This is a genomic window from Streptomyces sp. NPDC050416 (assembly GCF_044458845.1).
GTDB lineage: Bacteria > Actinomycetota > Actinomycetes > Streptomycetales > Streptomycetaceae > Streptomyces.
Window position 1 is genome coordinate 253,373 of the sequence record NZ_JBITII010000010.1, and the last position, 24,870, is coordinate 278,242.

The 24,870-nt window shown below is 70.9% G+C and carries 17 protein-coding genes; 14 read left to right on the forward strand and 3 right to left on the reverse strand.

Annotated features, from left to right (window positions below; all coding sequences use genetic code 11):
* The first annotated feature begins 80 nt into the window (after positions 1-80).
* The 7 genes from ACIBL4_RS29210 to ACIBL4_RS29240 all read left to right on the forward strand — a co-directional run bounded on the left by ACIBL4_RS29210 (position 81) and on the right by ACIBL4_RS29240 (position 7,854).
* Positions 81-1,616 (forward strand): gamma-aminobutyraldehyde dehydrogenase, encoded by a 1,536-nt coding sequence (locus tag ACIBL4_RS29210; protein WP_399414774.1) that lies wholly within the window; start codon positions 81-83, stop codon positions 1,614-1,616.
* Positions 1,617-1,672: 56 nt separating this feature from the next.
* Entirely contained in the window at positions 1,673-2,920 is a 1,248-nt protein-coding gene (locus tag ACIBL4_RS29215) for a spermidine/putrescine ABC transporter substrate-binding protein (RefSeq protein ID WP_399414775.1), read from the forward strand.
* A gap of 6 nt (positions 2,921-2,926) precedes the next feature.
* Positions 2,927-4,072 (forward strand): ABC transporter ATP-binding protein, encoded by a 1,146-nt coding sequence (locus ACIBL4_RS29220; RefSeq protein WP_399414776.1) that lies wholly within the window; start codon positions 2,927-2,929, stop codon positions 4,070-4,072.
* Positions 4,072-5,001 (forward strand): ABC transporter permease, encoded by a 930-nt coding sequence (locus ACIBL4_RS29225; protein ID WP_399414777.1) that lies wholly within the window; start codon positions 4,072-4,074, stop codon positions 4,999-5,001. The genes ACIBL4_RS29220 and ACIBL4_RS29225 overlap by 1 nt, the downstream gene beginning before the upstream one ends.
* The gene (locus ACIBL4_RS29230; protein ID WP_399414778.1) at positions 5,002-5,802 is read left to right on the forward strand and encodes an ABC transporter permease; all 801 of its coding nucleotides are present in this window, start codon (positions 5,002-5,004) and stop codon (positions 5,800-5,802) included.
* An 18-nt stretch (positions 5,803-5,820) separates the two neighbouring features.
* Entirely contained in the window at positions 5,821-7,239 is a 1,419-nt protein-coding gene (locus ACIBL4_RS29235) for an NAD(P)/FAD-dependent oxidoreductase (RefSeq protein WP_399414779.1), read from the forward strand.
* Positions 7,240-7,398: 159 nt separating this feature from the next.
* On the forward strand, positions 7,399-7,854 hold the full coding sequence (locus ACIBL4_RS29240; protein WP_399414780.1) for a hypothetical protein: 456 nt from the start codon (positions 7,399-7,401) through the stop codon (positions 7,852-7,854).
* On the opposite strand, the gene ACIBL4_RS29245 is transcribed toward ACIBL4_RS29240, so the two are convergent.
* Positions 7,851-8,525 (reverse strand): phosphatase PAP2 family protein, encoded by a 675-nt coding sequence (locus tag ACIBL4_RS29245; RefSeq protein WP_399414781.1) that lies wholly within the window; start codon positions 8,523-8,525, stop codon positions 7,851-7,853. The genes ACIBL4_RS29240 and ACIBL4_RS29245 overlap by 4 nt on opposite strands.
* Here ACIBL4_RS29245 and ACIBL4_RS29250 point away from each other — a divergent pair.
* Positions 8,524-10,332: an acyltransferase gene (locus ACIBL4_RS29250; protein WP_399414782.1), complete on the forward strand. Its 1,809-nt coding sequence runs from the start codon at positions 8,524-8,526 to the stop codon at positions 10,330-10,332. The genes ACIBL4_RS29245 and ACIBL4_RS29250 overlap by 2 nt on opposite strands.
* A 344-nt stretch (positions 10,333-10,676) precedes the next feature.
* On the opposite strand, the gene gabT is transcribed toward ACIBL4_RS29250, so the two are convergent.
* The gene (gene gabT, locus ACIBL4_RS29255) at positions 10,677-12,011 is read right to left on the reverse strand and encodes a 4-aminobutyrate--2-oxoglutarate transaminase (RefSeq protein ID WP_399414783.1); all 1,335 of its coding nucleotides are present in this window, start codon (positions 12,009-12,011) and stop codon (positions 10,677-10,679) included.
* A 252-nt stretch (positions 12,012-12,263) separates the two neighbouring features.
* On the opposite strand from gabT, the gene ACIBL4_RS29260 reads away from it, so the two are divergent.
* From ACIBL4_RS29260 to ACIBL4_RS29270, 3 genes are all read left to right on the forward strand, one after another.
* Positions 12,264-14,417 carry an ATP-binding protein gene (locus ACIBL4_RS29260; RefSeq protein WP_399414784.1) on the forward strand — a complete coding sequence of 718 codons (2,154 nt, stop codon included), beginning with the start codon at positions 12,264-12,266 and terminating at the stop codon, positions 14,415-14,417.
* Positions 14,418-14,549: 132 nt separating this feature from the next.
* The gene (locus tag ACIBL4_RS29265; protein ID WP_399414785.1) at positions 14,550-16,223 is read left to right on the forward strand and encodes a PucR family transcriptional regulator; all 1,674 of its coding nucleotides are present in this window, start codon (positions 14,550-14,552) and stop codon (positions 16,221-16,223) included.
* A gap of 121 nt (positions 16,224-16,344) precedes the next feature.
* A complete protein-coding gene (locus tag ACIBL4_RS29270; protein WP_399414786.1) occupies positions 16,345-17,790 on the forward strand; it encodes an aldehyde dehydrogenase family protein in 1,446 nt (481 codons plus the stop codon).
* Between the two features lie 111 nt (positions 17,791-17,901).
* Here ACIBL4_RS29270 and ACIBL4_RS29275 read toward each other — a convergent pair whose 3' ends face one another.
* Positions 17,902-20,739, reverse strand: a complete 2,838-nt coding sequence (locus ACIBL4_RS29275; protein ID WP_399414787.1) for a glycoside hydrolase family 3 C-terminal domain-containing protein — start codon at positions 20,737-20,739, stop codon at positions 17,902-17,904.
* A gap of 325 nt (positions 20,740-21,064) precedes the next feature.
* Between ACIBL4_RS29275 and ACIBL4_RS29280 the strand changes: the two genes are divergently transcribed.
* The 3 genes from ACIBL4_RS29280 to ACIBL4_RS29290 are packed head-to-tail and all read left to right on the forward strand — an operon-like array spanning position 21,065 to position 24,773.
* Positions 21,065-22,750 carry an extracellular solute-binding protein gene (locus tag ACIBL4_RS29280; RefSeq protein WP_399414788.1) on the forward strand — a complete coding sequence of 562 codons (1,686 nt, stop codon included), beginning with the start codon at positions 21,065-21,067 and terminating at the stop codon, positions 22,748-22,750.
* Between the two features lie 26 nt (positions 22,751-22,776).
* Positions 22,777-23,826 (forward strand): ABC transporter permease, encoded by a 1,050-nt coding sequence (locus ACIBL4_RS29285; protein WP_399414789.1) that lies wholly within the window; start codon positions 22,777-22,779, stop codon positions 23,824-23,826.
* Positions 23,823-24,773 (forward strand): carbohydrate ABC transporter permease, encoded by a 951-nt coding sequence (locus tag ACIBL4_RS29290; protein ID WP_399414790.1) that lies wholly within the window; start codon positions 23,823-23,825, stop codon positions 24,771-24,773. The genes ACIBL4_RS29285 and ACIBL4_RS29290 overlap by 4 nt, the downstream gene beginning before the upstream one ends.
* Positions 24,774-24,870 lie beyond the last annotated feature (97 nt).

Sequence of the window (24,870 nt, forward strand, 5' to 3'; positions counted from 1 at the left end):
GCCATCCCTCTGTCAGGATCGGCACTCAAATCGAGCCTGAGCCACGCCGGCCCCACCACGGGGACACGGAGGAGAGCGACATGCACAACCCGGGCAACGCCACCGCGGACCGATTCCCGGCCGAGGAGCGCTTCGCGGAGGGTACGCAGTTCATCGCCGGGCGCCTGACCAGGGGCACCTCCGGCCGCACGCACGCGGTCGTCGACCCGGCGTCGGGCGAGGAGGTGCTCCGCTACGAACTGGCGGGCACGGCCGACGTCGACCGGGCCGTCGCAGCCGCCCGCGCGGCCTTCCCGGGCTGGGCGGCGGCCACGCCCGGCGAGCGTTCCGACGCCCTGCACCGGTTCGCCGCGGTCCTGGCCGACCGCGCCGAGGACTTCGCCCGCGCCGAGTCGCTCCAGTGCGGCAAGCCGCTGAAGCTGAGCCGGGAGTTCGACGTCCCGGGGACGATCGACAACACCGCCTTCTTCGCCGGTGCCGCGCGGCTGCTCCAGGGCCAGTCCGCCGGCGAGTACTCCGGGGACCACACCTCGTACATCCGGCGCGAGCCCATCGGTGTCGTCGGCTCGATCGCGCCCTGGAACTATCCCCTGCAGATGGCCGCCTGGAAGGTCCTGCCGGCGATCGCGGCGGGCAACACCATCGTCCTGAAGCCCGCCGAGCTCACCCCGCTGACCTCGCTGCTCTTCGCCCAGGCGGCGACGGACGCCGGGATCCCGGACGGCGTGATCAACATCGTCACCGGCACCGGCAGGGAGGCCGGTGAGCACCTCGTCGGCCACCCCGACGTGGCCATGACCTCCTTCACCGGCTCCACCGCCGTCGGCAAGCGCGTCGCCGAGATCGCCACCGCCACCGTCAAGCGCCTCCATTTGGAGCTCGGCGGCAAGGCACCCTTCGTGGTCTTCGACGACGCCGACCCGGAGGCCGCCGCCCACGGCGCGGTCGCCGGCGCGCTCATCAACACCGGGCAGGACTGCACGGCCGCCACGCGCGCGTACGTGCAGCGACCGCTGTACGAGGCCTTCGTGGAGCGGACGGCGGCGCTCATGGAGACCGTCCGGCTCGGCGACCCCTTCGCCTCCGGCACCGACCTCGGACCGTTGATCTCGCACGCGCAGCGCGACCGGGTCGCCGGTTTCGTCGACCGGGCGCGTGCCTACGCGCGCGTGGTGACCGGCGGCGAAGCACCGGAGGGCGAGCTGGCCAAGGGCGCCTTCTACCGGCCCACCCTCATCGCCGACGCCGCCCAGGACAGCGAGGTCGTCCAGTCCGAGATCTTCGGACCGGTCCTGGTCGTGCTGCCCTTCGACACCGACGACGAGGGCATCGCGCTCGCCAACGACACCCCGTACGGGCTGGCCGCCTCCGCGTGGACCCGGGACGTGTACCGGGCGAACCGGGCCACGCGCGAGATCAAGGCGGGCTGCGTGTGGGTCAACGACCACATCCCGATCATCAGCGAGATGCCGCACGGCGGCTACAAGTCCTCCGGCTACGGCAAGGACATGTCCGCCTACTCGTTCGAGGAGTACACCCAGATCAAACACGTCATGTTCGACAACACCGCGGTGGCCGCGAAGGACTGGCACCGCACCGTCTTCGGGGATCGATAGTCGTCCGCAGGCCGCCTGACCAACGGCCGTCCACCCTCCGAAAGGGCACCACGCGCATGGAGCAGTACGAGCCCGACCGCCTGTCCCCGGCCCAAGTGGCCGCCATGCGGCGCAGTTTCAACAACGGCAGGGCCGCCCTCACCCGGCGGTCGCTGCTGCGCGCCTCCGCGGGCGGGGCGCTGGCGGTCGGCGGACTCGGGACGCTGAGCGCCTGCGGCATCCCGGCGGCGGGCCAGTCGCAGGGCGGCGTCCCGGCGCAGGACCACTCGGCCGAGGAGAAGACCGTGAACTTCTCCAACTGGACCGAGTACATGGACGTCGACGACAGCGGCAAGCACCACCCGACGCTGGAGCAGTTCACGAAACGCACCGGCATCAAGGTCAAGTACACCGAGGACATCAACGACAACAACGAGTTCTTCGGCAAGATCAAGCCGCAGCTCGCCGCGGGCCAGGACACCGGCCGGGACCTGATCGTCCTCACCGACTGGCTGGCGGGCCGCCTCATCCGCCTGGGCTGGGTGCAGAAGCTCGACCCGAGCAACCTGCCGCACGCCTACGCCAACCTGTCGGCCCAGTTCCGCAGCCCCGACTGGGACCCGGGTCGCGCCTACTCGTACGTCTGGCAGGGCATCTCGACCGTCATCGCGTACAACAAGAAGGCGCTCGACGGCGTCGAGGTGAAGTCGATCTCCGACCTGCTGGACAACCCCAAGCTCAAGGGGCGGGTCGGCTTCCTGTCGGAGATGCGCGACAGCGTCGGCATGACGCTGCTCGACATGGGCAAGGACCCGGCGGACTTCACCGCCGACGACTACGACGCGGCCATCGCCCGGCTCCAGAAGGCCGTCGACAAGGGCCAGATCCGCCGCTTCACCGGCAACGACTACACCTCCGACCTGACCAGCGGCGACTTCGCGGCCTGCGTCGCCTGGGCCGGGGACGTCGTCCAGCTCAAGGCGGACAGCCCCGACATCGACTTCCTCATCCCGGACAGCGGCTACATGACGTCGACCGACAACCTGCTCATCCCCAACAAAGCCCGCCACAAGACGAACGCCGAGCGGCTCATCGACTTCTACTACGAGCCGAAGCCGGCCGCCGAACTGGCCGCGTACATCAACTACGTGTGCCCCGTCGACGGGGTGAAGGCCGAGCTGGCGAAGATCGACGAGGACGCGGCGAACAACCCGCTGATCATCCCCGACAAGGCCATGGCCGCCAAGTCGCACGCCTTCCGCTCGCTGAGCTCGAAGGAAGAGACCGAGTTCGAAGAGAAGTTCGCGAAGCTGACGGGGGCGTGACCCAAGATGACGAACAAGACAGACCCCACCGGCGACGTCCGCCTGACGGGCATAGCCAAGACCTACGGGGCCTTCACCGCCGTCCATCCGCTCGACCTGACCGTGCCGCAGGGCTCCTTCTTCGCCCTGCTCGGCGCCTCCGGCTGCGGCAAGACCACCACCCTGCGCATGATCGCCGGCCTGGAGGAACCTTCCGCCGGGACCGTGTCGCTGGGCGGCCAGGACGTGACCGCGCTCCCGCCGTACAAGCGGCCCGTGAACACGGTCTTCCAGTCCTACGCCCTCTTCCCGCACCTCGACATCTTCGAGAACGTCGCCTTCGGCCTGCGCCGGCGCGGCCTGAGATCGGTGAAGAAGCAGGTCGAGGAGATGCTCGACCTCGTCCAGCTCGGCGAGCAGGCCCGCAAGAAGCCGTACCAGCTCTCCGGCGGCCAGCAGCAGCGCGTCGCCGTGGCCCGCGCGCTGATCAACCACCCCAAGGTGCTCCTCCTCGACGAGCCGCTCGGCGCCCTCGACCTCAAGCTGCGCCGCCAGATGCAGCTGGAGCTCAAGCGCATCCAGACCGAGGTCGGCATCACCTTCATCCACGTCACGCACGACCAGGAGGAGGCCATGACCATGGCCGACACGGTCGCCGTGATGAACGCGGGCCGCGTCGAGCAGCTCGGCTCACCGGCCGACCTCTACGAGAACCCGCACACCACCTTCGTCGCCAACTTCCTCGGCACTTCCAACTTCATCGAGGCCGAGGTCGACTCCAAAAACGGCGGCGAGATCGTGCTGAAGGCGGGCGGCGGCAAGCTCGTCCTGCCCGAGGCGCGGTGTTCCGCCCCCGCGGCCACCGGCGGCAAGGTCCTGGTCGGCGTCCGCCCGGAGAAGATCTCCCTCACCCACGCGGACGACGCCGGCGAGATACCCGAGGGCCGCAACCGCATCACCGGGAAGATCGCCGACTCCAGCTTCATCGGCGTCTCGACGCAGTACGTCGTCGACAGCCCGGTCTGTGCGGACTTCGAGGTCTACGCCCAGAACATCGACCGCGACCCGCGGCTCGTGCCCGGCGCCGAGGTCGTCCTGCACTGGAACCCGGCCCACACCTTCGGCCTGGACGCCGCCCAGGACGCCGATGCCGGAGTGGAAGAGGCGGCCTGATGTCGACACTCACCGAGGCACCACCCCCGCTCGCGCCGGAAGCGCCCGAGCCGAAACCCCCCAAGCGCCGGGGCCGCTGGACGCCGTACTGGCTGCTGCTCCCCGGCATCCTCTGGCTGGTGGTCTTCTTCGCGCTGCCGATGATCTACCAGGCCTCCACGTCCGTGCAGACGGGCTCCCTGGAGGAGGGCTACAAGGTCACCTGGCACTTCGCCACGTACTGGGACGCGCTGTCCGCGTACTGGCCGCAGTTCGTGCGCTCCGTGCTCTACGCGGGCACCGCGACGATCCTGTGCCTTCTGCTCGGCTACCCGCTCGCGTATCTGATCGCCTTCCGCGCGGGCCGCTGGCGGAACCTGATCATGATCCTGGTGATCGCGCCGTTCTTCACCAGCTTCCTGATTCGCACCCTGGCCTGGAAGACGGTCCTCGCGGACGGCGGCCCGCTCGTCGGCGCGCTCGACACGCTGCACGTCCTGGACGTGACGAACTGGCTCGGCTGGACCGCCGGCGACCGGGTCCTCGCCACACCGCTCGCGGTGGTGTGCGGACTGACGTACAACTTCCTGCCGTTCATGATCCTGCCGCTCTACACCTCGCTGGAGCGCATCGACGGCCGGCTCCACGAGGCCGCCGGTGATCTTTACGCCCGCCCCTGGACGACCTTCCGCAAGGTCACCTTCCCGCTGTCGATGCCGGGTGTCGTCTCCGGCACGCTGCTGACCTTCATCCCGGCCACCGGCGACTACGTCAACGCCGACCTGCTCGGCTCCACCGACACCCGCATGGTCGGAAACGTCATCCAGACGCAATTCCTCAGAGTGCTCGACTACCCGACGGCGGCGGCGCTGTCCTTCATCCTCATGGCGGCCATTCTCCTCATGGTCACCCTCTACATCCGCAGGTCCGGGACGGAGGATCTGGTCTAAATGCCCTTCGTCAACTGGCTGAAAAGAAATCTCGTCGTCATCGCGGGACTGCTGACGCTCGGTTATCTGCTCCTGCCGAACGTCATCGTCACGGTGTTCTCCTTCAACAAACCGAAGGGGCGCTTCAACTACGAGTGGCAGCAGTTCTCCCTGGACGCCTGGAAGGACCCGTGCGGCGTCTCCGATCTGTGCGGCTCACTGTCGGTCAGCCTCCAGATCGCCTTCTGGGCGACACTCGGCGCCACCCTCCTCGGCACGCTCATCGCGTTCGCGCTGGTCCGTTACCGGTTCCGCGCCCGCGGCGCCGTGAACTCGCTGATCTTCCTGCCGATGGCGATGCCCGAGGTCGTCATGGCCGCCTCGCTGCTCACCCTGTTCCTCAACATGGGCGCCCAGCTCGGCTTCTGGACCATCCTCATCGCGCACATCATGTTCTGCCTGAGTTTCGTGGTCACAGCCGTCAAGGCGCGCGTGATGTCGATGGACCCCAAGCTGGAGGAGGCGGCGCGGGACCTGTACGCGGGCCCGTTCCAGACCTTCGTCCGGGTCACCCTGCCGATCGCGGCACCCGGAATCGCGGCGGGCGCACTGCTCGCTTTCGCCCTCTCCTTCGACGATTTCATCATCACCAATTTCAACGCCGGATCGACCGTCACCTTCCCCATGTTCGTCTGGGGCTCGGCGCAGCGCGGAACGCCCGTTCAGATCAATGTCATCGGCACGACCATGTTCGTCGTCGCCGTGCTGCTCGTCCTGGCTTCCATGGTCGTCGGTAATCGGCGCAACATACAAAAGGCCTGACCGTAGGGAGTTGACATCATGGCCCCGAGCGCCATGAACCAGTGGATCCGTTCGCTTTCCGAAGCCCAGCCGCTTCCGTACTGGCTGGACGACCCCGGCCGGCCCCGCCCCGAACCCGCCCTCACCACCTCCGAGACCTGCGATCTGCTGGTCGTCGGCGGCGGCTACAGCGGACTGTGGACGGCGCTGATCGCCAAGGAACGCGAACCGCAGCGGGACGTGGTGCTGGTGGAGGGCCGCGAGGTGGGCTGGGCCGCCTCCGGCCGCAACGGCGGATTCTGCGCCGCCTCCCTCACCCACGGCCTGCCCAACGGCCTCGCCCGCTGGCCCGACGAGATCCACAAGCTCCAGGAGCTGGGCGCCCGCAACCTCGACGCGATCGAGGCGGCGGTCGCCCGGCACTCCATCGACTGCGACTTCGAACGCACCGGCGAGATCGACGTCGCCACCGAGCCCTACCAGGCGGCGGAACTGCGCGGCTGGCACGAGGAGACGGCCCGCCGGGGCCTCGCCGAGGACGTCGAGTTCCTGGACGCCGAGGCGGTCCGGGAGCAGGTGAACTCACCGACCTTCCAAGCGGGCCTGTGGGACCGCCGGGGCGTGGCCATGCTGCATCCCGCGAAGCTCGCCTGGGGCCTGAAGCGGGCGTGCGTCGAGCTGGGCGTCCGCGTCTACGAGCACACTCCCGCCCTCACCCTGAAGCCGTACGGCGCGGGCATGGCCGTACGCACCCCCTACGGCCGCGTCCGCGCCCGCCGGGTCGCCCTCGGCACGAACGTCTTCCCGAACCTCGTCCGGCGGGTCCGCTCCTACACCGTTCCGGTCTACGACTACGCCCTGATGACCGAGCCGCTCAGCCCTGACCGACTGGCCTCGATCGGCTGGAAGAACCGCCAGGGCCTCGGGGACAGCGCCAACCAGTTCCACTACTTCCGCCTGTCCGCCGACAACCGGATCCTCTGGGGCGGCTACGACGCGATCTACCCCTACGGCGGCCGCGTCCGCGCCGAGTACGACGACCGCCCGGAGACCTACGCCAAGCTCGCCGGGCACTTCTTCACCTGCTTCCCGCAACTGGAGGGCGTCCGCTTCACCCATGCCTGGGGCGGCGCGATCGACACCTGCTCCCGCTTCTCGGCGTTCTTCGGCACCGCCCACCAGGGCAAGGTCGCCTACGCGGCCGGCTACACGGGCCTGGGCGTCGGTGCCACGCGGTTCGGCGCCGAGGTGATGCTGGACCTGCTGGCGGGGGAGCGCACGGAGCGCACCGAGCTGGAGATGGTCCGCAGGAAGCCGCTGCCGTTCCCGCCGGAACCCTTCGCCTGGACGGGCATCGCCCTCACCAAGTGGTCCCTGGCCCGCGCCGACGCCCAGGGCGGCCGCCGCAACCTGTGGCTGCGGACGATGGACCGGCTGGGGCTGGGCTTCGACAGCTGAACCGGCGGCGTGTGGGACGGTTCACTCGTGTGAGACGGTTCACTCCAACGAGGGGCCGAAACCCGCGTAATGACCGCGAGGAGACCTCCTCTCCCTCGTGACGCCCTCGGAACGCACCGCGCGTTCGCGAGGTTCACGAGCGAGAAGGAGGTCTTCCTGATGACCGGTGCGAAGACGGCGGTCGAGTGGCTGGCATCCGTCGCACCCGATCCCGAGAGCTGCCGCTGGGAGTGGGAACGCAACCCGCTCGGGGTCGCGCTGCTGCCGGCCGGCAGCGCGTGGGACGTCCTCATCCTGCCCGGCGAACTCGGCTACGCCACGCTCGACGTGCTCAGTCGCGTCCTCGACCAGCCGGGCCCCGTGCTCGTCGACTTCGGCGACGCGCGCATGGGATTCTTCGTGCCGCCGGGCACCGCGGCCCGCTGGCTCGGCACGGGCATCCGCGCGGCCGGCCCCGGCACCTGGATCGTCGTGCCGTACCCGGGCCGTTCCTCACCCGGCGGCGTCCGCTGGCTCGTTCCCCCGGACGGCTCGGGCACCCTGACGGACCCCGCCCTGCTGGAACTGGCGATGCACGAGGCGGCGGCGGGGCTGGCCACGGAGTACGACGATTAGCCCGACAAGGGCTGCCCGGGCCGGGCCGTCCGCCCGAGGAACAGCCACAGCGACGACAGCAGCACCGCGCACAGGCACCAACTGGCCACCACGTCCAGGGGCCAGTGGTAGCCATGGCGGACCAGGCCGAAGCTCACGCCGAGTACGAGGGCGAGGCAGGCGGTGACGAGGGTGCGGCGGGCGAGGGGGGTGCGCAGCCGGGGAAGCAGGAGCAGGGTCGCGCTGCCGTAGGCGATGGCGGCCGTGGCGGTGTGGCCCGAAGGGTAGTAGCCGGTGCCGGGCGGGACGGCCGGGGTGCCCGGGCGGTCCGTCAGTTCCTTGAGCGGCACGATCAGTGCCAGAACCAGCGCCATGGGGAGGACCGCGGCGGTGACGGGCAGCCACCAGCGGTCCGTACCGCGGGTCCGCAGCGCGAGGTATCCGAGGACGACGGCGAGGACCGGGAGCGCGACCTGGACGTTGCCGAGGTCGGAGAGGAACTCGGAGAGACCGTCCGGGTGGAGGAGGCCGCGGCTGACGCGCTCGTCGAGACGGACGAGCGGACCGTCCGCGACGACCTGCCATGTGATCAGGGCGAAGAGGAGCACCGGGACGCCGAACAAGACGGCGAGGAAGCGTGGGAGCTGCGCGGTGGCGGATTCGTCGAGATCCTGGTCCTCGGAGATCGGCATGGGAACCAGCTTGGCACGGGCACGGATATCCACCGTCCACCTGCTCGACCCAGTGGAGGATCACGTGAACCACCCGGCGGAGAACGACGACGACGGCCTCTTCGACCACTGTCCATGGCTCTATGCCGAGCAGGCGTCGCAGGGGCAGCGGGCGGCACAGCAGCGGCGGCAGAAATGGCTGGTCGGGGGAGCGGGGTCGGGAGCGGAGCCGGGCGCTGCGTCCGTACGGCTCGGGGAGGGCTGCTTCGTCGCGGAGACGGCCGCCGTGTACCCGGACCATCTGTCCCTGGGCGACCGGTCGTACATCGCGGCCCACGCCTACGTCACCGGCGAGATACGCACCGGCGCCGACTGCACGATCAACCCCTTCACCGTGGTGCGCGGCACCGTCACGCTCGGGAACGGGGTGCGTATCGGCGCCCACAGCTCGCTGCTCGCCTTCAACCACGGGACCTCGCCCGACCTGCCGGTCCATCAGCAGCCCGTCACCAGCGCCGGGATCACGGTCGGCGACGATGTGTGGATCGGCTCCCACGTGGTCGTCGTGGACGGCGTCACCATCGGCGACCACTGCGTCATCGGCGCCGGCGCGGTCGTCACGAAGGACCTGCCCGCGTGGACGGTGGCGGCCGGCAACCCGGCCCGGCGGATACGCGACCGCCGGGAGCCGCGGGTGCCAGCGACGCGCGGAGCGGCACCGCGCCCCTCCACGGAACGGTCGGCGCTCATGGAGGAACTGTCCGCGTTCGCCGACGACGCCCGCGCGCAGGCCGCCGGTCTGCTCGACCGCTGCCGGCAGCCCGAGACCGGCCGGTACGTCGACCGGCCCGGTGTCGAGCCGACCGTGCGGGCGCACTGCGACGCAGTCGAGGTCGCCGCGCTGCTGCTCGGGGAAGCACCGCCCCACCTGCCCGCCGCCGAGCACGCGGCCCGGCTGCGTGCGCTCCAGGACCCCGTCACCGGACTGGTCCCCGAGTACGGCGCGGCACCGCCGGTCCCCGGCCCGGCCGGGCTGCCGGAGGACGGGGCCTCGGCGTACCACGTGCTGTGCGTCGGCTACGCGCTGGACCTGCTCGGCAGTTCCTTCGCCCACCCGGTCCACTCGGTGCGCACCACCACGGCGGACCGACTGGTCGGGCGCCTGGCCGAACTGCCCTGGCGCGACCGTGCCTGGCACGCCGGGGCGTGGGTCGACTCCTGGGCCACCGCGGCGCACTGGAACCGGCGCCTCGGTACGGAGGCCGCCGCGCCCGGGGCGCTGGAGGCGCTGTTCGGCTGGCTGCACACCCGTGCCGACCCCTGGACGGGCATGTGGGGCTCGCCCACCCCCGAGTCCGGGCGCCTCCAGATGGTCAACGGCTACTACCGGCTCACCCGCGGTTCCTTCGCCCAGTTCGGGCTGCCCGTGCCGTACGCGGAGCGCGTGGTCGACACGGTTCTCGACCACGCGCGCGACACCCGGTACTTCTCACCGGGCCGGGAGAACGCCTGCAACGTCCTGGACGTGATCCATCCCTTGTGGCTCTGCGCCCGGCAGACCACCCACCGTGCCGAGGAGGCCCGTGCCGGGGCGTCGGCCCAGCTCACCGCGGCCCTGCGTCGCTGGCACCCGGGCCGGGGATTCCCCTTCGGCCCTGCTCCCGACGGCACCGGCCCGGGCCGTGAACCCGGGCTCCAGGGAACGGAGATGTGGCTCGCCATCGTCTGGCTGCTCGCGGATCTCGTCGGGCTCGCGGATGCCCTGGGATACCGCCCGCGCGGGATACACCGTCCGGAACCCGCACTGCCCGCCAGGGGAACGGCATGACCTTCGACGGGCCGGAGATGGAGGTCGGCCGCCCCGGAACAGGGGGGGGAGTTCCGGGGCGGCCGACCGGACCGGAACGTCGCGCGCCCCGGGGGGTTTGGGGCGGGCGACTGTCCGATCGGTGAGGAGATCCAGAGCCTCAGGCTCCGGTTGTGTGCGCGAGGGCACGACCAGGTCGAAGCTGGGGAGGCCTCGGCCTGATGTCACCCACAGTCCCCTGTGGGCGGGGTGTATCTCTCATCTGGGTAGAACCTACGACAGGGGCTGGCCCCAGGACAGGCCGTAGGGCCCCCTGTCATCCACCTCGCACACCTTCTTCACACGCTCTGCGTGCTCTGCCGACGTCAGATGCGGGAAAAGGCCTGCTCGATGATGTCGAGGCCCTCGTTCAGCAGGTCCTCGCCGATCACCAGCGGGGGCAGGAAGCGGAGGACGTTGCCGTAGGTGCCACAGGTCAGGACCAGCAGGCCCTCGGCGTGGCAGGCCTTGGCGAGCGCGGCGGTCGCCTCGGGGTGGGGCTCCTTCGTCGTACGGTCCTTGACCAGCTCGATGGCGATCATCGCGCCCCGGCCGCGGACGTCACCGATGATGTCGAACTTGTCCTGCATGGCGGAAAGGCGCGTCTTCATCACGGCCTCGATGTGCTTCGCCCGGGCGTTGAGGTCGAGTTCCTTCATGGTCTCGATCGCGCCGAGCGCGCCCGCGCAGGCGACCGGGTTGCCGCCGTAGGTGCCGCCCAGGCCGCCGGCGTGCGCGGCGTCCATGATCTCGGCGCGCCCGGTCACGGCGGCGAGCGGCAGACCGCCGGCGATGCCCTTGGCGGTGGTGATCAGATCGGGGACGACGCCCTCGTCCTCACACGCGAACCACTGCCCCGTACGGCAGAAGCCGGACTGGATCTCGTCGGCGACGAAGACGATGCCGTGGTCGGAGGCGAACGTACGGATCGCCGGCAGGAAGCCCTTGGCCGGCTCGATGAAGCCGCCCTCGCCGAGCACCGGCTCGATGACGATCGCGGCGACGTTCTCCGCGCCGACCTGCTTGCTGATCTGGTCGATGGCCTGCGCGGCGGCCTCGGGGCCGGCGTTCTCGGGGCCGGTCGGCCAGCGGTAGCCGTACGCCACGGGCACGCGGTACACCTCGGGCGCGAACGGCCCGAAGCCGTGCTTGTACGGCATGTTCTTGGACGTCAGCGCCATGGTCAGGTTGGTGCGCCCGTGGTAACCGTGGTCGAACACCACGACGGCCTGCCGCTTCGTGTACGACCGCGCGATCTTCACGGCGTTCTCGACGGCCTCGGCGCCGGAGTTGAACAGCGCGCTCTTCTTGGCGTGGTCACCCGGGGTCAGCTCGGCGAGCGCCTCGGCGACCTCGACGTACCCCTCGTACGGCGTGACCATGAAACAGGTGTGGGTGAAGTCGGCGAGCTGCGCGGACGCCCGGCGCACGACGGCCTCGGCGGAGGCACCGACGGAGGTCACGGCGATGCCCGACCCGAAGTCGATCAGCCGGTTGCCGTCGACGTCCTCGATGATCCCGCCGCCGGCGCGCGCCGTGAACACGGGCAGCACGGACCCCACACCCTGCGCGACCGCGGCGGTACGGCGGGCCTGCAACTCCTGCGACTTCGGTCCGGGAATGGCGGTGACGACGCGACGCTCCTGCGGAAGTGCGGTCATGCGGGGCTCCTGGGGTGGTGCGGACGAATGGTTACAGCCACTTCGCTTCTTTTCTCGCAGGCTAGGGCGGGGGGAGGGGGGTGGGCATGCTCCATGTGGGCGTTGTCGGAAGGGCGGCTTGTCCGGGGTGGACATGGCGGTCTCGTGGGCTGGTGCCCCCGCCCCGGCCGTGTAAGCGGTGAACTCCCCAGGGGAGGGCGTTAGATTGGCTCGCTGATGGTGGACGGAGCGGCTGGTCAGGGGGCAAGGGCGATGGACAGCGACGGGACGCAGGAGGCGCGGGGTACGCACGCGAACCCGGTGCCGCGTCCGGCGGGGCCGCCGGAGGTGCCCGGGGTGCCGCCAGAGGGGGTCACTGTGCCGCCCCGGCCGACCCGGGCGCCCGGGATGCCTCCGGTGCCGGACGGGACCTCCTTTCTGACGTGGCTGCGTACGCCCCGGCCCGAGGCGCCGCCCGGCGTGTGGCGGTTCGGGCATCGGCCGCGGCCGGCGGAGGAGCCGGAGGAGATCCCCACGCGCCAGCTGCTGAGCGGGGCGCTGATCGCCTTCCTGGTGGGATGGCTGATCTGGTCGCTGCTGCAGAACGGCTACCTCGGCAACTGGTGGTGGGTGCCGTTCGATCTGATCGTTCCCGACGCCTGGCGCGGCGCCGACAGCGGCATCGGCGAGACCGGCACGTTCGTGGTGTACCAGGGGTACGAGCTGCTCGTCGCCCTGGCGATCATGGTCGGCGTGGCGCGGCTCGGCCGCTGGGGCGAGGTGTGGCGCCGCTTCGTCGCCCCCCGTTTCCGCAGGCCGGAGTCCCCGCAGGCGCAGCCGGCCGACCAGGACGATCCGGCCCAGTGGAACGAGCTCCGCGCCGCAGGAGCCGTCGACGCCGCCGAGCGGCTCGCCGCCGAGGCCCGCTCCGGGCTCATGCGGGACGTCGATCATGCCCGGATCCTCCGTGCCTGGCAGGGCGTGCGCACCGGACGGCACAGCCTCGCCACTTTCAGCTCCGCGGTCCTGCGGGACGGCGCCGCCGCCTGCCTCCATCCTTCCGGGGAGCGCGACCTGCCGGCGCGGCTCGCCCGGCACGACCTGCTCACCGGCCAGGTACGGCTGGGGACCACCGTGGACGACGCCCGCAACCCCTACACCTACCGCGGCGCGGGGCTCGGCCTCGGGCCCGACCTGCTCGGCACCTCGCTCGTGGCCGTCGGCCCCGCCGGATCCGGTAAGACCGGTACCGTCGTGCGGCCGCTCGCCGAGTCGTTGTGTCTGCATGCTCTCGCCGGGCGGGCCGCCGTCGTCGTCGTCGGGGCGGCGGGGGCCGGGCTCGGGCCGGCCGACGCGTATGACGTCGTCGTGCGGATCGGGAACCAGGAGTCCGAGTACGACCTGGATCTGTACGGGGGGACCGGCGACCCGGACGAGGCCGCGGCCGTGCTCGCCGAGGCGCTCGTCGGGGACCTCGCCGATCCGCATCCGGGCAGTGACAGCCGGCGTTCCACGACCGTCCTCGCGCAGTTGCTGGGGCCGTTCCGGGCCGTGCACGGGCGTTTTCCGTCCGTGCCGGAGCTGCGGCAGCTGCTGGACGGGGCGCCGGGGCCGCTGGCCGCGCTGCGGCAGGGGCTCCAGGAGGCCGGGCAGGAGTCGCTGCTGCGGGAACTGGACGCCCGGGAGCGGCAGATGGGGCAGCCGGGTGATGTCGGCGGGGTGCTCGCGGATCGGGTCGCCCTGCTGGACCGGCCGGCCTTCGCCTCCTTCTTCGACACCTCCGGGGCCACCCGCCCCTTCACCCTCAAGGCCCTCGACCATCCCGTACGCGTGCGGATCGACCTGCCCGAGCGCGGGCACGCCGACGCGTCCCGGATGCTGGCGCGGCTGGTGCTCGCGCAGTTCACGGCGAGTGTCGCCGTACGCGAGGACCGGTCGCTGTTCGCCTGTCTGCTGCTCGATGACGCGACCGGCGTGGTGACGCCCGAGGCCGTGCGCGGCATCCAGCGGCTGCGGTCCGGCAACGCCGGTGTCGTGCTGACCCTGCGGACGCTGGACGACGTACCCCGTCCCCTGCGCGGACCCCTGCTGGGGGCCACCGGGTGCCGGATGGCGCTGTCGGGGCTCACCCCGTGGGACGGGCAGGACTTCGCCGAGGTGTGGGGCAAGGAGTGGACCGAGGCCCGGGACGTCACCGATCGGCAGATCATCGCGGAGACGCCCGCCGGCAAAGCCGCGCACATGCTGCGGAGGGTCATCACCGGCAAGGCCCCGACCGCGCGGGCGGTGACCGTGCGGCAGGTCGAACGGGAGCGCTGGTCCGCCTCCGAGCTGGCGCACGGGGTGCCGGCCGGGCACGCGGTGCTGTCGCTGACCGACGTCAAGGGCGAGCACGCGCCACCGCTGCTCGTGGATCTCCGGGGCTGACCGGGCTGGCCTCTTCCAGCCGTGCCGGTACGCGGGGACCGTACGGTGAGGCAGAATCGTCACAGGTCGTTCATACGTGACGGCCAAAACAGCACAACGATCACACAGCCCTGACGCAGACCTGAAGGCCTCATGCCCCCGACGCTCGCCTCGCTCGTCCACCACTCCGCGCTGAAACTCACCGTGCGGGCGGGCGAAGACCGCCTCGACGTGCCGGTCCGCTGGGCGCACGTCAGCGAGCTCGCCGACCCCGTCCCCTACATGGAGGGCGGGGAACTGCTGCTGGTCACCGCCCTCAAACTGGACGCCGAGGACCCGGAGGCCATGCGCCGCTACGTGCGGCGGCTGGTCGGGGCCGGCGTGGTCGGGCTCGGCTTCGCCGTCGGCGTCAACTACGAGGAGATCCCCAAGGCCCTGGTCGACGCGGCCGAGGAGGAGGGCCTGCCGCTGCTGGAGGTGCCGCGCCGCACGCCGTTCCTCGCCATCAGCAAGGCCGTGTCCGCCGCGATCGCCGCCGACCAGTACCGCTCCGTCACGGCCGGGTTCGCCGCCCAGCGGGAGCTGACCCGGCAGGCGCAGACGGGCGGGCCCGAGGGGCTGCTGGCCGCGCTCGCCTCGCAGGTCGACGGCTGGGCCGCGCTGTACGACGCCTCGGGCGCCGTCGTCGCCACGGCACCCGAGTGGGCCGGGCGGCGGGCCACGCGGCTCACCGGCGACGTGCAGCGGCTGCGCGACCGGCCCGCGCCCGCCTCGTCGGTGGTCGGCGGACCGGAGAACGAGGACCGGGTCGAACTGCACACCATCGGCACGGGCCGCCGCCCCCGGGCGGCCCTCGCCGTGGGCACGGCCGCCGCCCTCGGCACCGCCGAGCGCTACGCCGTCCACTCGGCCATCGCCCTGCTGACCCTGACCACGGAACGCTCCCGGTCCCTCCAGGCGGCCGAGCAGCGGATCGGCGCGGCCGTGCTGCGCATGCTTCTGGCCGGGGAGCCGGACCACGCGCGCGCGGTCGCCGGTGACCTGTACGGCGGGCTGCTGGACGCGCCGTTCCGGATGCTTGTCGCGGAACGGGTGCCGGTGTCGGCCTCGGCCGCGCTGGCCCGTGCCGAGACCCACTCGGGCGCCCCGGCCGTCGACCGGCCCTCCGCCGCCGCGCTCGCCGCCGCGGAAACCAACGGCGACCCCCTCGCGGCGCTCGTCGACGTCATGGAGTCCGCCGCTGCCCGGGCCGGCGAGGCCGTCCTCGTCGTGCCGGAGGGGGAGCGGCTGGTGGTGCTGGCCGCGGACGGCGGTGCCGCCGCGGCGGCCTGCGGGGAGTACGCGGCGGCACTGGAGTCGGCCCGGGCCGGCGTGCGCGAGAAGGTGCCGGGCGGCGAGCAGGACGAACTGGTCGTGGGCCTGTCGGCGCCGGCCGGGCCCATCGCCGCCTCCGCCGCCTACAAGCAGGCCGAGCAGGCGCTGTCGGTGGCGCGGCGGCGCGGGCGCGTCCTTGTGGAGCACGAGCAGATGGCGGCCGGATCCGTACTGCCGCTGCTGGCGGACGACGCGGTACGGGCCTTCGCCGACGGGATGCTGAGGCCGCTGTACGAGCACGACGCCACGGGCCGCGGCGACCTCGTCGCCTCCCTGCGCGCCTGGCTGTCCCGGCACGGCCAGTGGGACGCGGCGGCGGCCGACCTCGGCGTCCACCGCCACACCCTGCGCTACCGCATGCGCCGGGTCGAGGAGATCCTCGGCCGCTCCCTGGACGACGCCGACGCCCGGATGGAGCTCTGGCTCGCCCTGAAGGCGACCAGCTCCGAGTAGCCAGTCCGTAGTGTGCCCGCCCCCTATTGCTACGCCCTGGACAAACGCCGTTCGGCCACCCCGCCCCTACCGTGGAACCCGCAGTACAGGACACCCCCAACGCCGAAGGGCCGGAACCAACATGACTTCCACCCACGCCTTCTGGCTCGCCGGCCGTGAGGCCACCGGCGAGGACACCTTCGACGTCACGTCCCCGTGGGACGGGCGGCTCGTCGGCAAGGTGAGCGTGCCGACGGACGTGCAGGTCGAGGAGGCCGTGGCCGCCGCGTACGCCGTGCGGGACGAGTTCGCCGCGACCCCGGCCCACGTGCGGGCCGCCGCCCTCGACCACGTCAGCAAGCGCCTCGTCGAGCGCACCGAGGAGATCGCCCGGCTGATCTCCGCCGAGAACGGCAAGCCGCTCAAGTGGGCGCGCGGCGAGGTCGGCCGGGCCGTGTCCGTCTTCCGCTTCGCGGCCGAGGAGGCCCGGCGGTTCAACGGCGGCGAGGCCCAGCGGCTCGACACCGACCTCGGCGGCCAGGGCCGGCTCGCCCTCACCCGCCGCTTCCCGAAGGGCGTCGTGCTCGGCATCGCGCCCTTCAACTTCCCGCTCAACCTCTGCGCCCACAAGGTCGCCCCGGCCATCGCCGCCGGCGCGCCGATCATCCTCAAGCCGGCCCCGGCGACGCCGCTGTCCGGCCTGGTCATCGGCGAATTGCTCGCCGAGACCGACCTCCCGGCCGGCTCCTGGAGCATCCTGCCCGTCGCCAACGACAAGATGCCCGCCCTGGTGCAGGACGAGCGCCTGCCCGTGATCTCCTTCACCGGCTCCGAGAAGGTCGGTTACGCGATCATGGACTCGGTGCCGCGCAAGCACTGCACCCTGGAGCTGGGCGGCAACGGCGCGGCCGTCGTGCTCGCCGACTGGGCGAGCGACGAGGACCTTGACTGGGCGGCGAACCGCATCGCCACCTTCTCCAACTACCAGGGCGGCCAGTCCTGCATCTCCGTCCAGCGGGTCATCGCGGACGCGTCCGTGTACGACCGGCTGCTGCCGCGCGTCGTCGCCGCCGTCGAGGCTCAGGTCACGGGCGACCCGAGCGACGACGCGACCGACGTCGGGCCGCTGGTCAGCGAGGAGGCCGCCAAGCGCGTCGAGACCTGGGTCCGTGAGGCGGTCGACGCGGGTTCCGCGCTGCTCACCGGCGGCAAGCGCGACGGCGCCTCGTACGCGCCGACCGTGCTGGCCGACGTACCCGCCGACGTGACGATCTCCTGCGAGGAGGTCTTCGGGCCGGTCCTCACCGTGCAGAAGGTGAACGGCGAGGCCGAGGCCTTCGCCGCCGTCAACGACTCCAAGTACGGCCTCCAGGCGGGCGTCTTCACCCACGACCTGCAGACCGCCTTCCGGGCCCACCGCGCCCTGGAGGTCGGCGGCGTCGTCGTCGGCGACGTGCCGTCCTACCGCGCCGACCAGATGCCGTACGGCGGCGTCAAGCAGTCCGGTGTGGGCCGGGAGGGCGTGCGGTTCGCGATGGAGGACTACACCTACGAGCGCGTGATGGTCCTCACCGGCCTCGCCCTCTGACGCCCCGCCACTAGCTCATGGGAACCATTTTCATATAGAGTGGGCGGAGAGGCCCGGCGCCGATGCCTTCCGGTGCCGGGCCCCTCCTTTACGCCGGCCTGCTCCGGACCCTCAACCGGAGAAGCCGACGTGCGCGAGCCGCAGCGGGCCGCGCAGTCTCAGGTGCACGTCGTGCACGCCCGCGGCGTCGGCGGAGGCGCCGAGCGAGACGTAGTCGTACGGGCCCGATGTGGGCGTGGCGGTCGACAGCACCGCGAGCGCCGGGCCGCCGTCGAGGGACAGCTCGACCGAGCCCTCGCCGGCCACCTCCACCGTCACCCCCGATACGCCGGAGCCGAAGTCGCAGGCCCGGTAGACCAGTTCGCCCGCCGTCCCGTCCGCCGGCGTCACCGCGTCGCCCGACACCTTCGTCCGGTCGACGATCTCGATGCCGCTCTGCTCGTCGAAGCCGGCCGCGGCCAGACCGCCCGCGACGACCGCGCGCGGTGTGGCGGGCTCGCCGTCGAGCGTGACGGTCGTCCGCAGCCGGACATCCTCGCTGGAGGCCCCGGCCAGCAGCTCGTACGCGCCCGGCTCCAGACGCCACCGGTCCTGGGCCACGTCCCAGAACGCGAAGGCGGACAGCGGGACTTCGAAGCTCAGGGCGGCCGTCGCGCCGGGGGCGAGGGTGACGCGGCGGTGGTCCAGCAGCTCGCGCCGGGGGCGCGGCACGGACGCTTCGGCGGCCCGGGTGTAGAGCTGGGCGACCTCGTCGGCGGTGACGTCACCGGTGTTGGTGACCGTGAAGGACACGTGTACCGCCCCGTCCGCCACCCGGGTCGTCAGGCCGTCGTACGCGAACGACGTGTACGACAGGCCGTGCCCGAAGGGGAACAGGGGCGTGCCCTCGAAGTACAGGTACGTCTGCCGGCTCCCGATCACGTCGTAGTCCAGGAGGCCGGGCAGGGCGGCGTCGTCGGCGTACCAGGTCTGCGGGAGGCGGCCGGCGGGGGAGACGTCGCCGGCCAGCACCCGGGCCAGGGCGGCGCCGGCCGCCTGGCCGCCATGCGCGGTCCACAGTACGGCCGGGACATCCGCCGGGTCGATCGCGTAGGGGTAGGCGGAGACCAGCGCCAGCACGGTCGCCGGGTTCGCCGCGCGGGCGGCCCGCAGCAGCCGCTCCTGGTGCCCGGGCAGCCGCAGGGTCGTACGGTCCTCGGTCTCGCGGCCGTTGATGTGCGGGTCGTTGCCCGCCACCACCACGACCACGTCCGCCTGCGCGGCGGCCCGCGCCACCGCCTCCTCGCCGCGCTCGGCGACGACCAGCTCGAAGACCTCGGGATCTTCGTCGGCAACCTTCACGCCGTCGGCGGAGACACACACGTGGCGACCCGTTCCCAGGTGCTTCAGGAGGTGCCCGTTCCCGTGCGGTTCCAGTCGGAACGTCTCCTGGACGACCCAGCCCCCCGGCTGGTCGGCGGAGGCGCGGACGCGGCCGTCGTCGGCGACCGAGAGGTAGCGGCCGTCGGGGGCGCGCAGGGTCAGCACGCCCTCGCCCCAGTCGACCAGCGCCAGCTCGGTGCCGGTCGCGTCGGTGGTGAGCGGGGGCAGGTCGGTGCGGCCCGCGAGCAGCGCCGGGTCGAGCGCGCCCTCGGCGCCGCGCACCTCGTCGGCGGCGTCCTCGGCCACCGGCACGTGCAGGAAGGCACCCGCGGAGGTCTTCAACCGGACCCGGTCCACGCCCTCGGTGAACTCCACCCGGTCCGCGCCGAACCGCTCGTACAGGCCCTCCAGTGGGGTCGAGCGGTGGAGGAGCGTGCCGCTGTACCAGTCGAGCTTGCACTCGTCGGCGAGCAGACCGACCACCGCGACCCGGGTGTCCGGGGCGAGCGGCAGCACCCCGTCGTTCTTGAGCAGCACGATCGCCTGCTCGGCGGCCTCCAGCGCGAGGGCACGGTGCGCCGGGGTGTCGAACTCGCTGGTGGCGCCGTGCGGGTCGTACTCCGGGTCGAACTCGCCCAGCCGGAAGCGGACCGAGAGCTGCCGGCGGACGGCGGTGTCGACGTCGGCCTCGGTCAGCAGCCCGCGCTCCAGGGCGCCTTGCAGGCGGCCGATCATCTGCGAGGAGTCCGTGCCGTGGTCCGTGAAGCTGTCGACGCCCGCCACGAGGGAGGCCGCGGTGGCTTCCTCGTGGGTGTCGAAGTAGTGCTCGGAGTCGACCAGGTTGCTCGGCGCGCCCGCGTCGGAGCAGACCAGCAGGTCCTCGTCGGTCCAGGTGCGCAGGTGCTCGCGCAGGTAGGGGGAGACGTGGTTGGGTCGGCCGTTGACCAGGTTGTACGCCGGCATCACCCCGGCCACCGCGCCCGCCTCGACGGTCTCGCGGAAGGCCTTCAGGTCGTACTCGTGCAGCACGCGCGGGCGCACCGAGCTGGACGTCGTCGACCGGTCGGTCTCGTTGTTGTGGGCGAGCCAGTGCTTCAGCACGGGCGCGGTGCGCCAGTAGGTGGGGTGGTCGCCGCGCAGGCCGTGCGTATAGGCGGTGGCGATCGCCGAGGTGAGCTTGGGGTCCTCCGAGTACCCCTCCTCGTTGCGGCCCCACAGGGGGTGGCGCAGCAGGTTGACGGTCGGGGCCCAGACGTTCAGGCCGACGCGGTCGTCCTTGGCGCGCATCGCGCGGACCTCCTTGGACACCGCGTCGCCGACGCGCCGCACCAGCTCCGGGTTCCAGGTGGCGCCGAGGCCGACCGCCTGCGGGAAGACCGTCGCCGGGCCCATCCACGCCACGCCGTGCAGCGCCTCCTGGCCGGTGCGGAAGGCGGCGATGCCGAGCCGTTCGACGGCGGGCGCGAACTGGTGCAGGAAGGCGATCTTCTCCGCCGGCGTGAGCCGCGACAGGAGGTCGTCGATCCGCTTCGCGAACGGCAGGCGCGGATCGCGGAACGGCGGACTGGGCGGCGTGGGTGCGGTCACGTGGGATTCCCTTTGCGGTGGAGCGGCGAGGCCCTTTCGAAGCGCTTCGATGCTGGGTCGACGACCGGTCGGGTGTCAAGGGACCGGTGCCGTCCCTTCAAGCCGTGCATGAGGAACGGTCCCCTCTCGCGCCTTCGAGGAAGTTTGGGGACGACCCTTGTGCACCCCTGGGCGTTCACTTAACCTCACAGCAACATCGAAGCGCTTCGACTAAGAAGGCCCCTGCTGGGTCGAAAGCTCGCTTCGGCTCAGCCAGTTCCACTCGAGACACCGCAGCCGACGGCCCACCGCCGGGTGTCCTGGTGCGCCATGAAGGGTTGACGCAATGACGCCGAACGCCGCCTCTGCCTCCTCCGGACCGAGCCGGAGAAGTTTCCTCGCCTCCACGGCGGTCGCCACCGCAGCGGTGGCCGGTGGGATGCCGCTGCTCGCCGCCTGCGGGGGGTCGCAAGAAGGGCGCAAGGAGGGAACCACCTCCGGGAAGGACGCCAAGAAGCTCCTTCCGGCCTTCGTGGCGCGGAACGTCGTCAGCCCCGACATCCCCTCGAAGAACGGTTCGGCCGCGGGTTTCACCCGGCCGCTGGACCTCAGCACCCTGAAGACCGCGGTGCCGGAGAAGCTCGGCAAGGGAAGCAAGATCAAGATCATGGCCCCGTTCTGGGGCACGCCCCCGTCGAACAACAACCCGTACTACAAGGCCATGAACGAGGCCATCGGGGTCGAGGTCAGCTGGCAGAACCAGGATGGCAACACCTACGACGAGAAGCTGGGCGCCATTCTCGCCTCCAGTGACATCCCGGACGTGGTGGTCGTCCCTGGCTGGAACCTGAACGGCAAGATACCGAGCGCCATCAACGCCAAGTTCGCGGACCTCGGAGAGTACCTCTCCGGCGACAAGGTCAAGGACTACCCGAACCTCGCGGCCGTCCCCACCGACGCCTGGCAGCGCTCCATCTTCGGCGGTCAGCTGCGCGCGATCCCGATGCCCGCCTCGCCCGTCGTGAACATCGCCCCCTTCTACCGCAAGGACGTCTTCGACAAGGAGGGCTACACGCTCCCCACGTCGGCGGACGAGTTCCTGGCCTGGGCGAAGGAGGCCACCAACGCCAAGGCGAAGGTGTGGGCCTGCGACGACATGAAGTGGCTCTCGTTCAGTGTGTTCGGCGTGCTGAGCGGGGCCGACAAGGCGCTGTGGTGGAACCTCGAGGGCGACAAGCTGATCAACCGGATCGAGACCGAGGCGTATCTCGAAGCCCTGGAGTGGACCCGCAAGCTCTACGCGGCCGGCGTGGTCCACCCCGATGCCAAGGCGGCCAACCAGGGCGTCGCGGGCAACCGGTTCACCGCCGGCCAGTCCCTCGTCTACAACGACGACCTCTCCGCCCTGTGGGGCAAGACGGCCGAACAGCGCACCCAGAACAAGGACTTCGACATGGGTGTGATGGACATCTTCGGTCACGACGGTGGTGACCCGACCCTGTGGGCGGTCCAGCCCGCGAACATCTTCACCTTCGTCAACAAGAAGGCGTCCAAGCAGGTCGTCCAGGACTTCCTCGCCCTGGCCAACTACTGTGCCTCGCCGTACGGCACCAAGGAGTACATGCTCACCGTCTACGGCGTCGAGGGCACCGACTACACGGTGAAGGACGGGGTGCCGACGAAGACGACCAGGGGTGTCAACGAGGTCAACGGCGCCTTCGACTACACCGGCGACCCGGCCGCCTACATCGCCCACCCGGACCTGCCCGAGATAGCCAAGCAGCAGGTCGAGTGGCAGCAGCGGATGGGTGCCTTCACCAAGAAGTCCTCCTTCCAGGGCATGACCATCACCGAGCCCAACCGGTGGACCAACCTGGCCGACGACTTCGAGCAGCTCGAGGACGACGTCGTGCGCGGGCGCAAGAAGATCAGCGACATGCAGCAGGCGGTCTCCGACTGGAAGAAGCAGGGCGGCGACGACCTGCGGGCCTGGTACAGGAAGCTGCTCGACGACAACGGTCTCGCGAAGTGACCCGGGGCTGAGGCAAGGAGAAGGCCGTGTCCCACAGCACGGTGCCTCGCAGCAGGGCCGAGGCGCACACGACGGACGGTACGACGAAGGCGGAGGGGTCCTCCGGGCGGGGCCGGCCGGCCGGGAAGCGCAAGGGGAGAGGCGCGGGAAAGCTGAGCCTGCGGATCCGCTTCCGGCGTGACCGGACGCTCGTCCTGATGACCGTACCGGCCGTGCTGCTGGTGCTCGTCTTCAACTACGTGCCGATCCTCGGCAACGTCGTCGCCTTCCAGGACTACGACCCGTACCTCAGCGAAAACGGCTTCGTCGCCATGTTCGAGAGTCCATGGGTCGGCCTGGAGCAGTTCGAACGGGTCTTCTCCGACTCCGAGTTCTGGCACGCGGTGCAGAACACCTTCGTGTTGTTCTTCCTCCAGCTCGTGCTCTTCTTCCCGGTGCCGATCCTGCTCGCGCTGCTCATCAACAGCGTGATCAGGCCCCGGGTCCGGGCTGTCGCCCAGGCGGTCCTGTACCTCCCCCACTTCTTCTCGTGGGTCCTGGTGGTCACGGTCTTCCAGCAGATCTTCGGCGGCGCGGGCATCATCGCGCAGACCCTGCGCGATCACGGGCGTGGCGGGTTCGACATCATGACCGACCCGGAGATCTTCAAGTACCTGGTCACGGTCGAGGGCATCTGGAAGGACGCGGGCTGGGGCGTCATCGTCTTCCTCGCGGCCCTCTCCTCAGTCAGCAACGATCTGTACGAAGCCTCCGCGATGGACGGTGCCGGGCGCTGGCGCCGCATGTGGCACATCACGCTCCCCGCGCTGCGGCCGGTCATCGCCCTCCTGCTGGTCCTGCGGGTCGGCGACGCCCTCACCGTCGGCTTCGAGCAGCTGCTGCTGCAACGCGACGCGGTCGGGCCGGAGGCGTCGGAGGTGCTCGACACGTACGTGTGGTGGAACGGCATCCGTAACCAGGACTTCAGTTACGCGGCCGCCGCCGGACTGATCAAGGGCATCGTCGGCCTGACCCTCGTCCTGGTGGCGAACAAGGTCGCCCACCTCATGGGCGAGCAGGGGGTGTACAAGAAGTGAGCACAGTCGTCGACCGGCCGTCGCTGACCGAGGTGGCCAAGAAGTCCAGCCCCTGGACCGCCCCGCCCCGCCCGTCCTGGGAGGAGGAGCCCGCCAAGGCCGGACTCGCGGCCAAGGGCATCGTCCTCGCCTTCGCCTGCTTCGCGATCCTTTTCCCCCTGTGGATCGTGATCGTCACCAGCCTGTCATCGAAGAAGACCATCGACGCGGCCGGCGGGCTGGTGGTGATCCCCAAGGACATCACCTTCATCGCCTACCAGGAACTGCTCAGCGGTGGCCAGGTCCAGCGCGCGGCGCTTGTCAGCCTCGGCGTCACCCTCGTCGGCACGCTGTTCAGCATGACGGTGTCGGTGCTGTGCGCCTACGGGCTCTCGCGCTCCGGCTCGCTCGGCCATCGCTGGATCCTGATGACCTTGCTCGCGACGATGTTCTTCGGCGCCGGGCTGATCCCGACCTACCTGCTGGTGCAGGCGCTCGGGCTGACCGACACCTATCTGGCGCTGATCCTGCCCAGCGCGGTCAGCGTCTTCAACATCCTGGTCCTGCGGGCGTTCTTCATGAACATCTCGCAGGAACTCACCGACAGCGCACGGATCGACGGTGCCGGGGACTTCCGGATCCTGTGGCAGATCGTCATGCCGCTCTCCCGTGCCGTGATCGCGGTGATCTCCCTGTTCTACGCGGTGGGCTACTGGAGCGCCTGGTTCAACGCCTCCATCTACCTCACCGACCAAGACATGATGCCGCTGCAGAACGTCATGATCCAGCTCGTGCAGAAGCAGGAGCGTCCGGTCGGGCTCGCCGCGCAGATCAACACCGGCCAGATTTCGGCCCTCTCGATCCAGATGGCGGTGATGGTCATGGCTCTGCTTCCCGTCGCCGTGCTGTCGCCCTTCGTCCAGAAGCACTTCAAGAAGGGCATGCTCACGGGGGCCGTCAAGGGCTGAAAACGCCCTTCCGCCGTAGGGCTGCCGGTCATCGGTGGCTGCGGCCGCGTCGTGGCTGATCGCGCAGTTCCCCGCGCCCCTGAGGTATGTCTCTCCG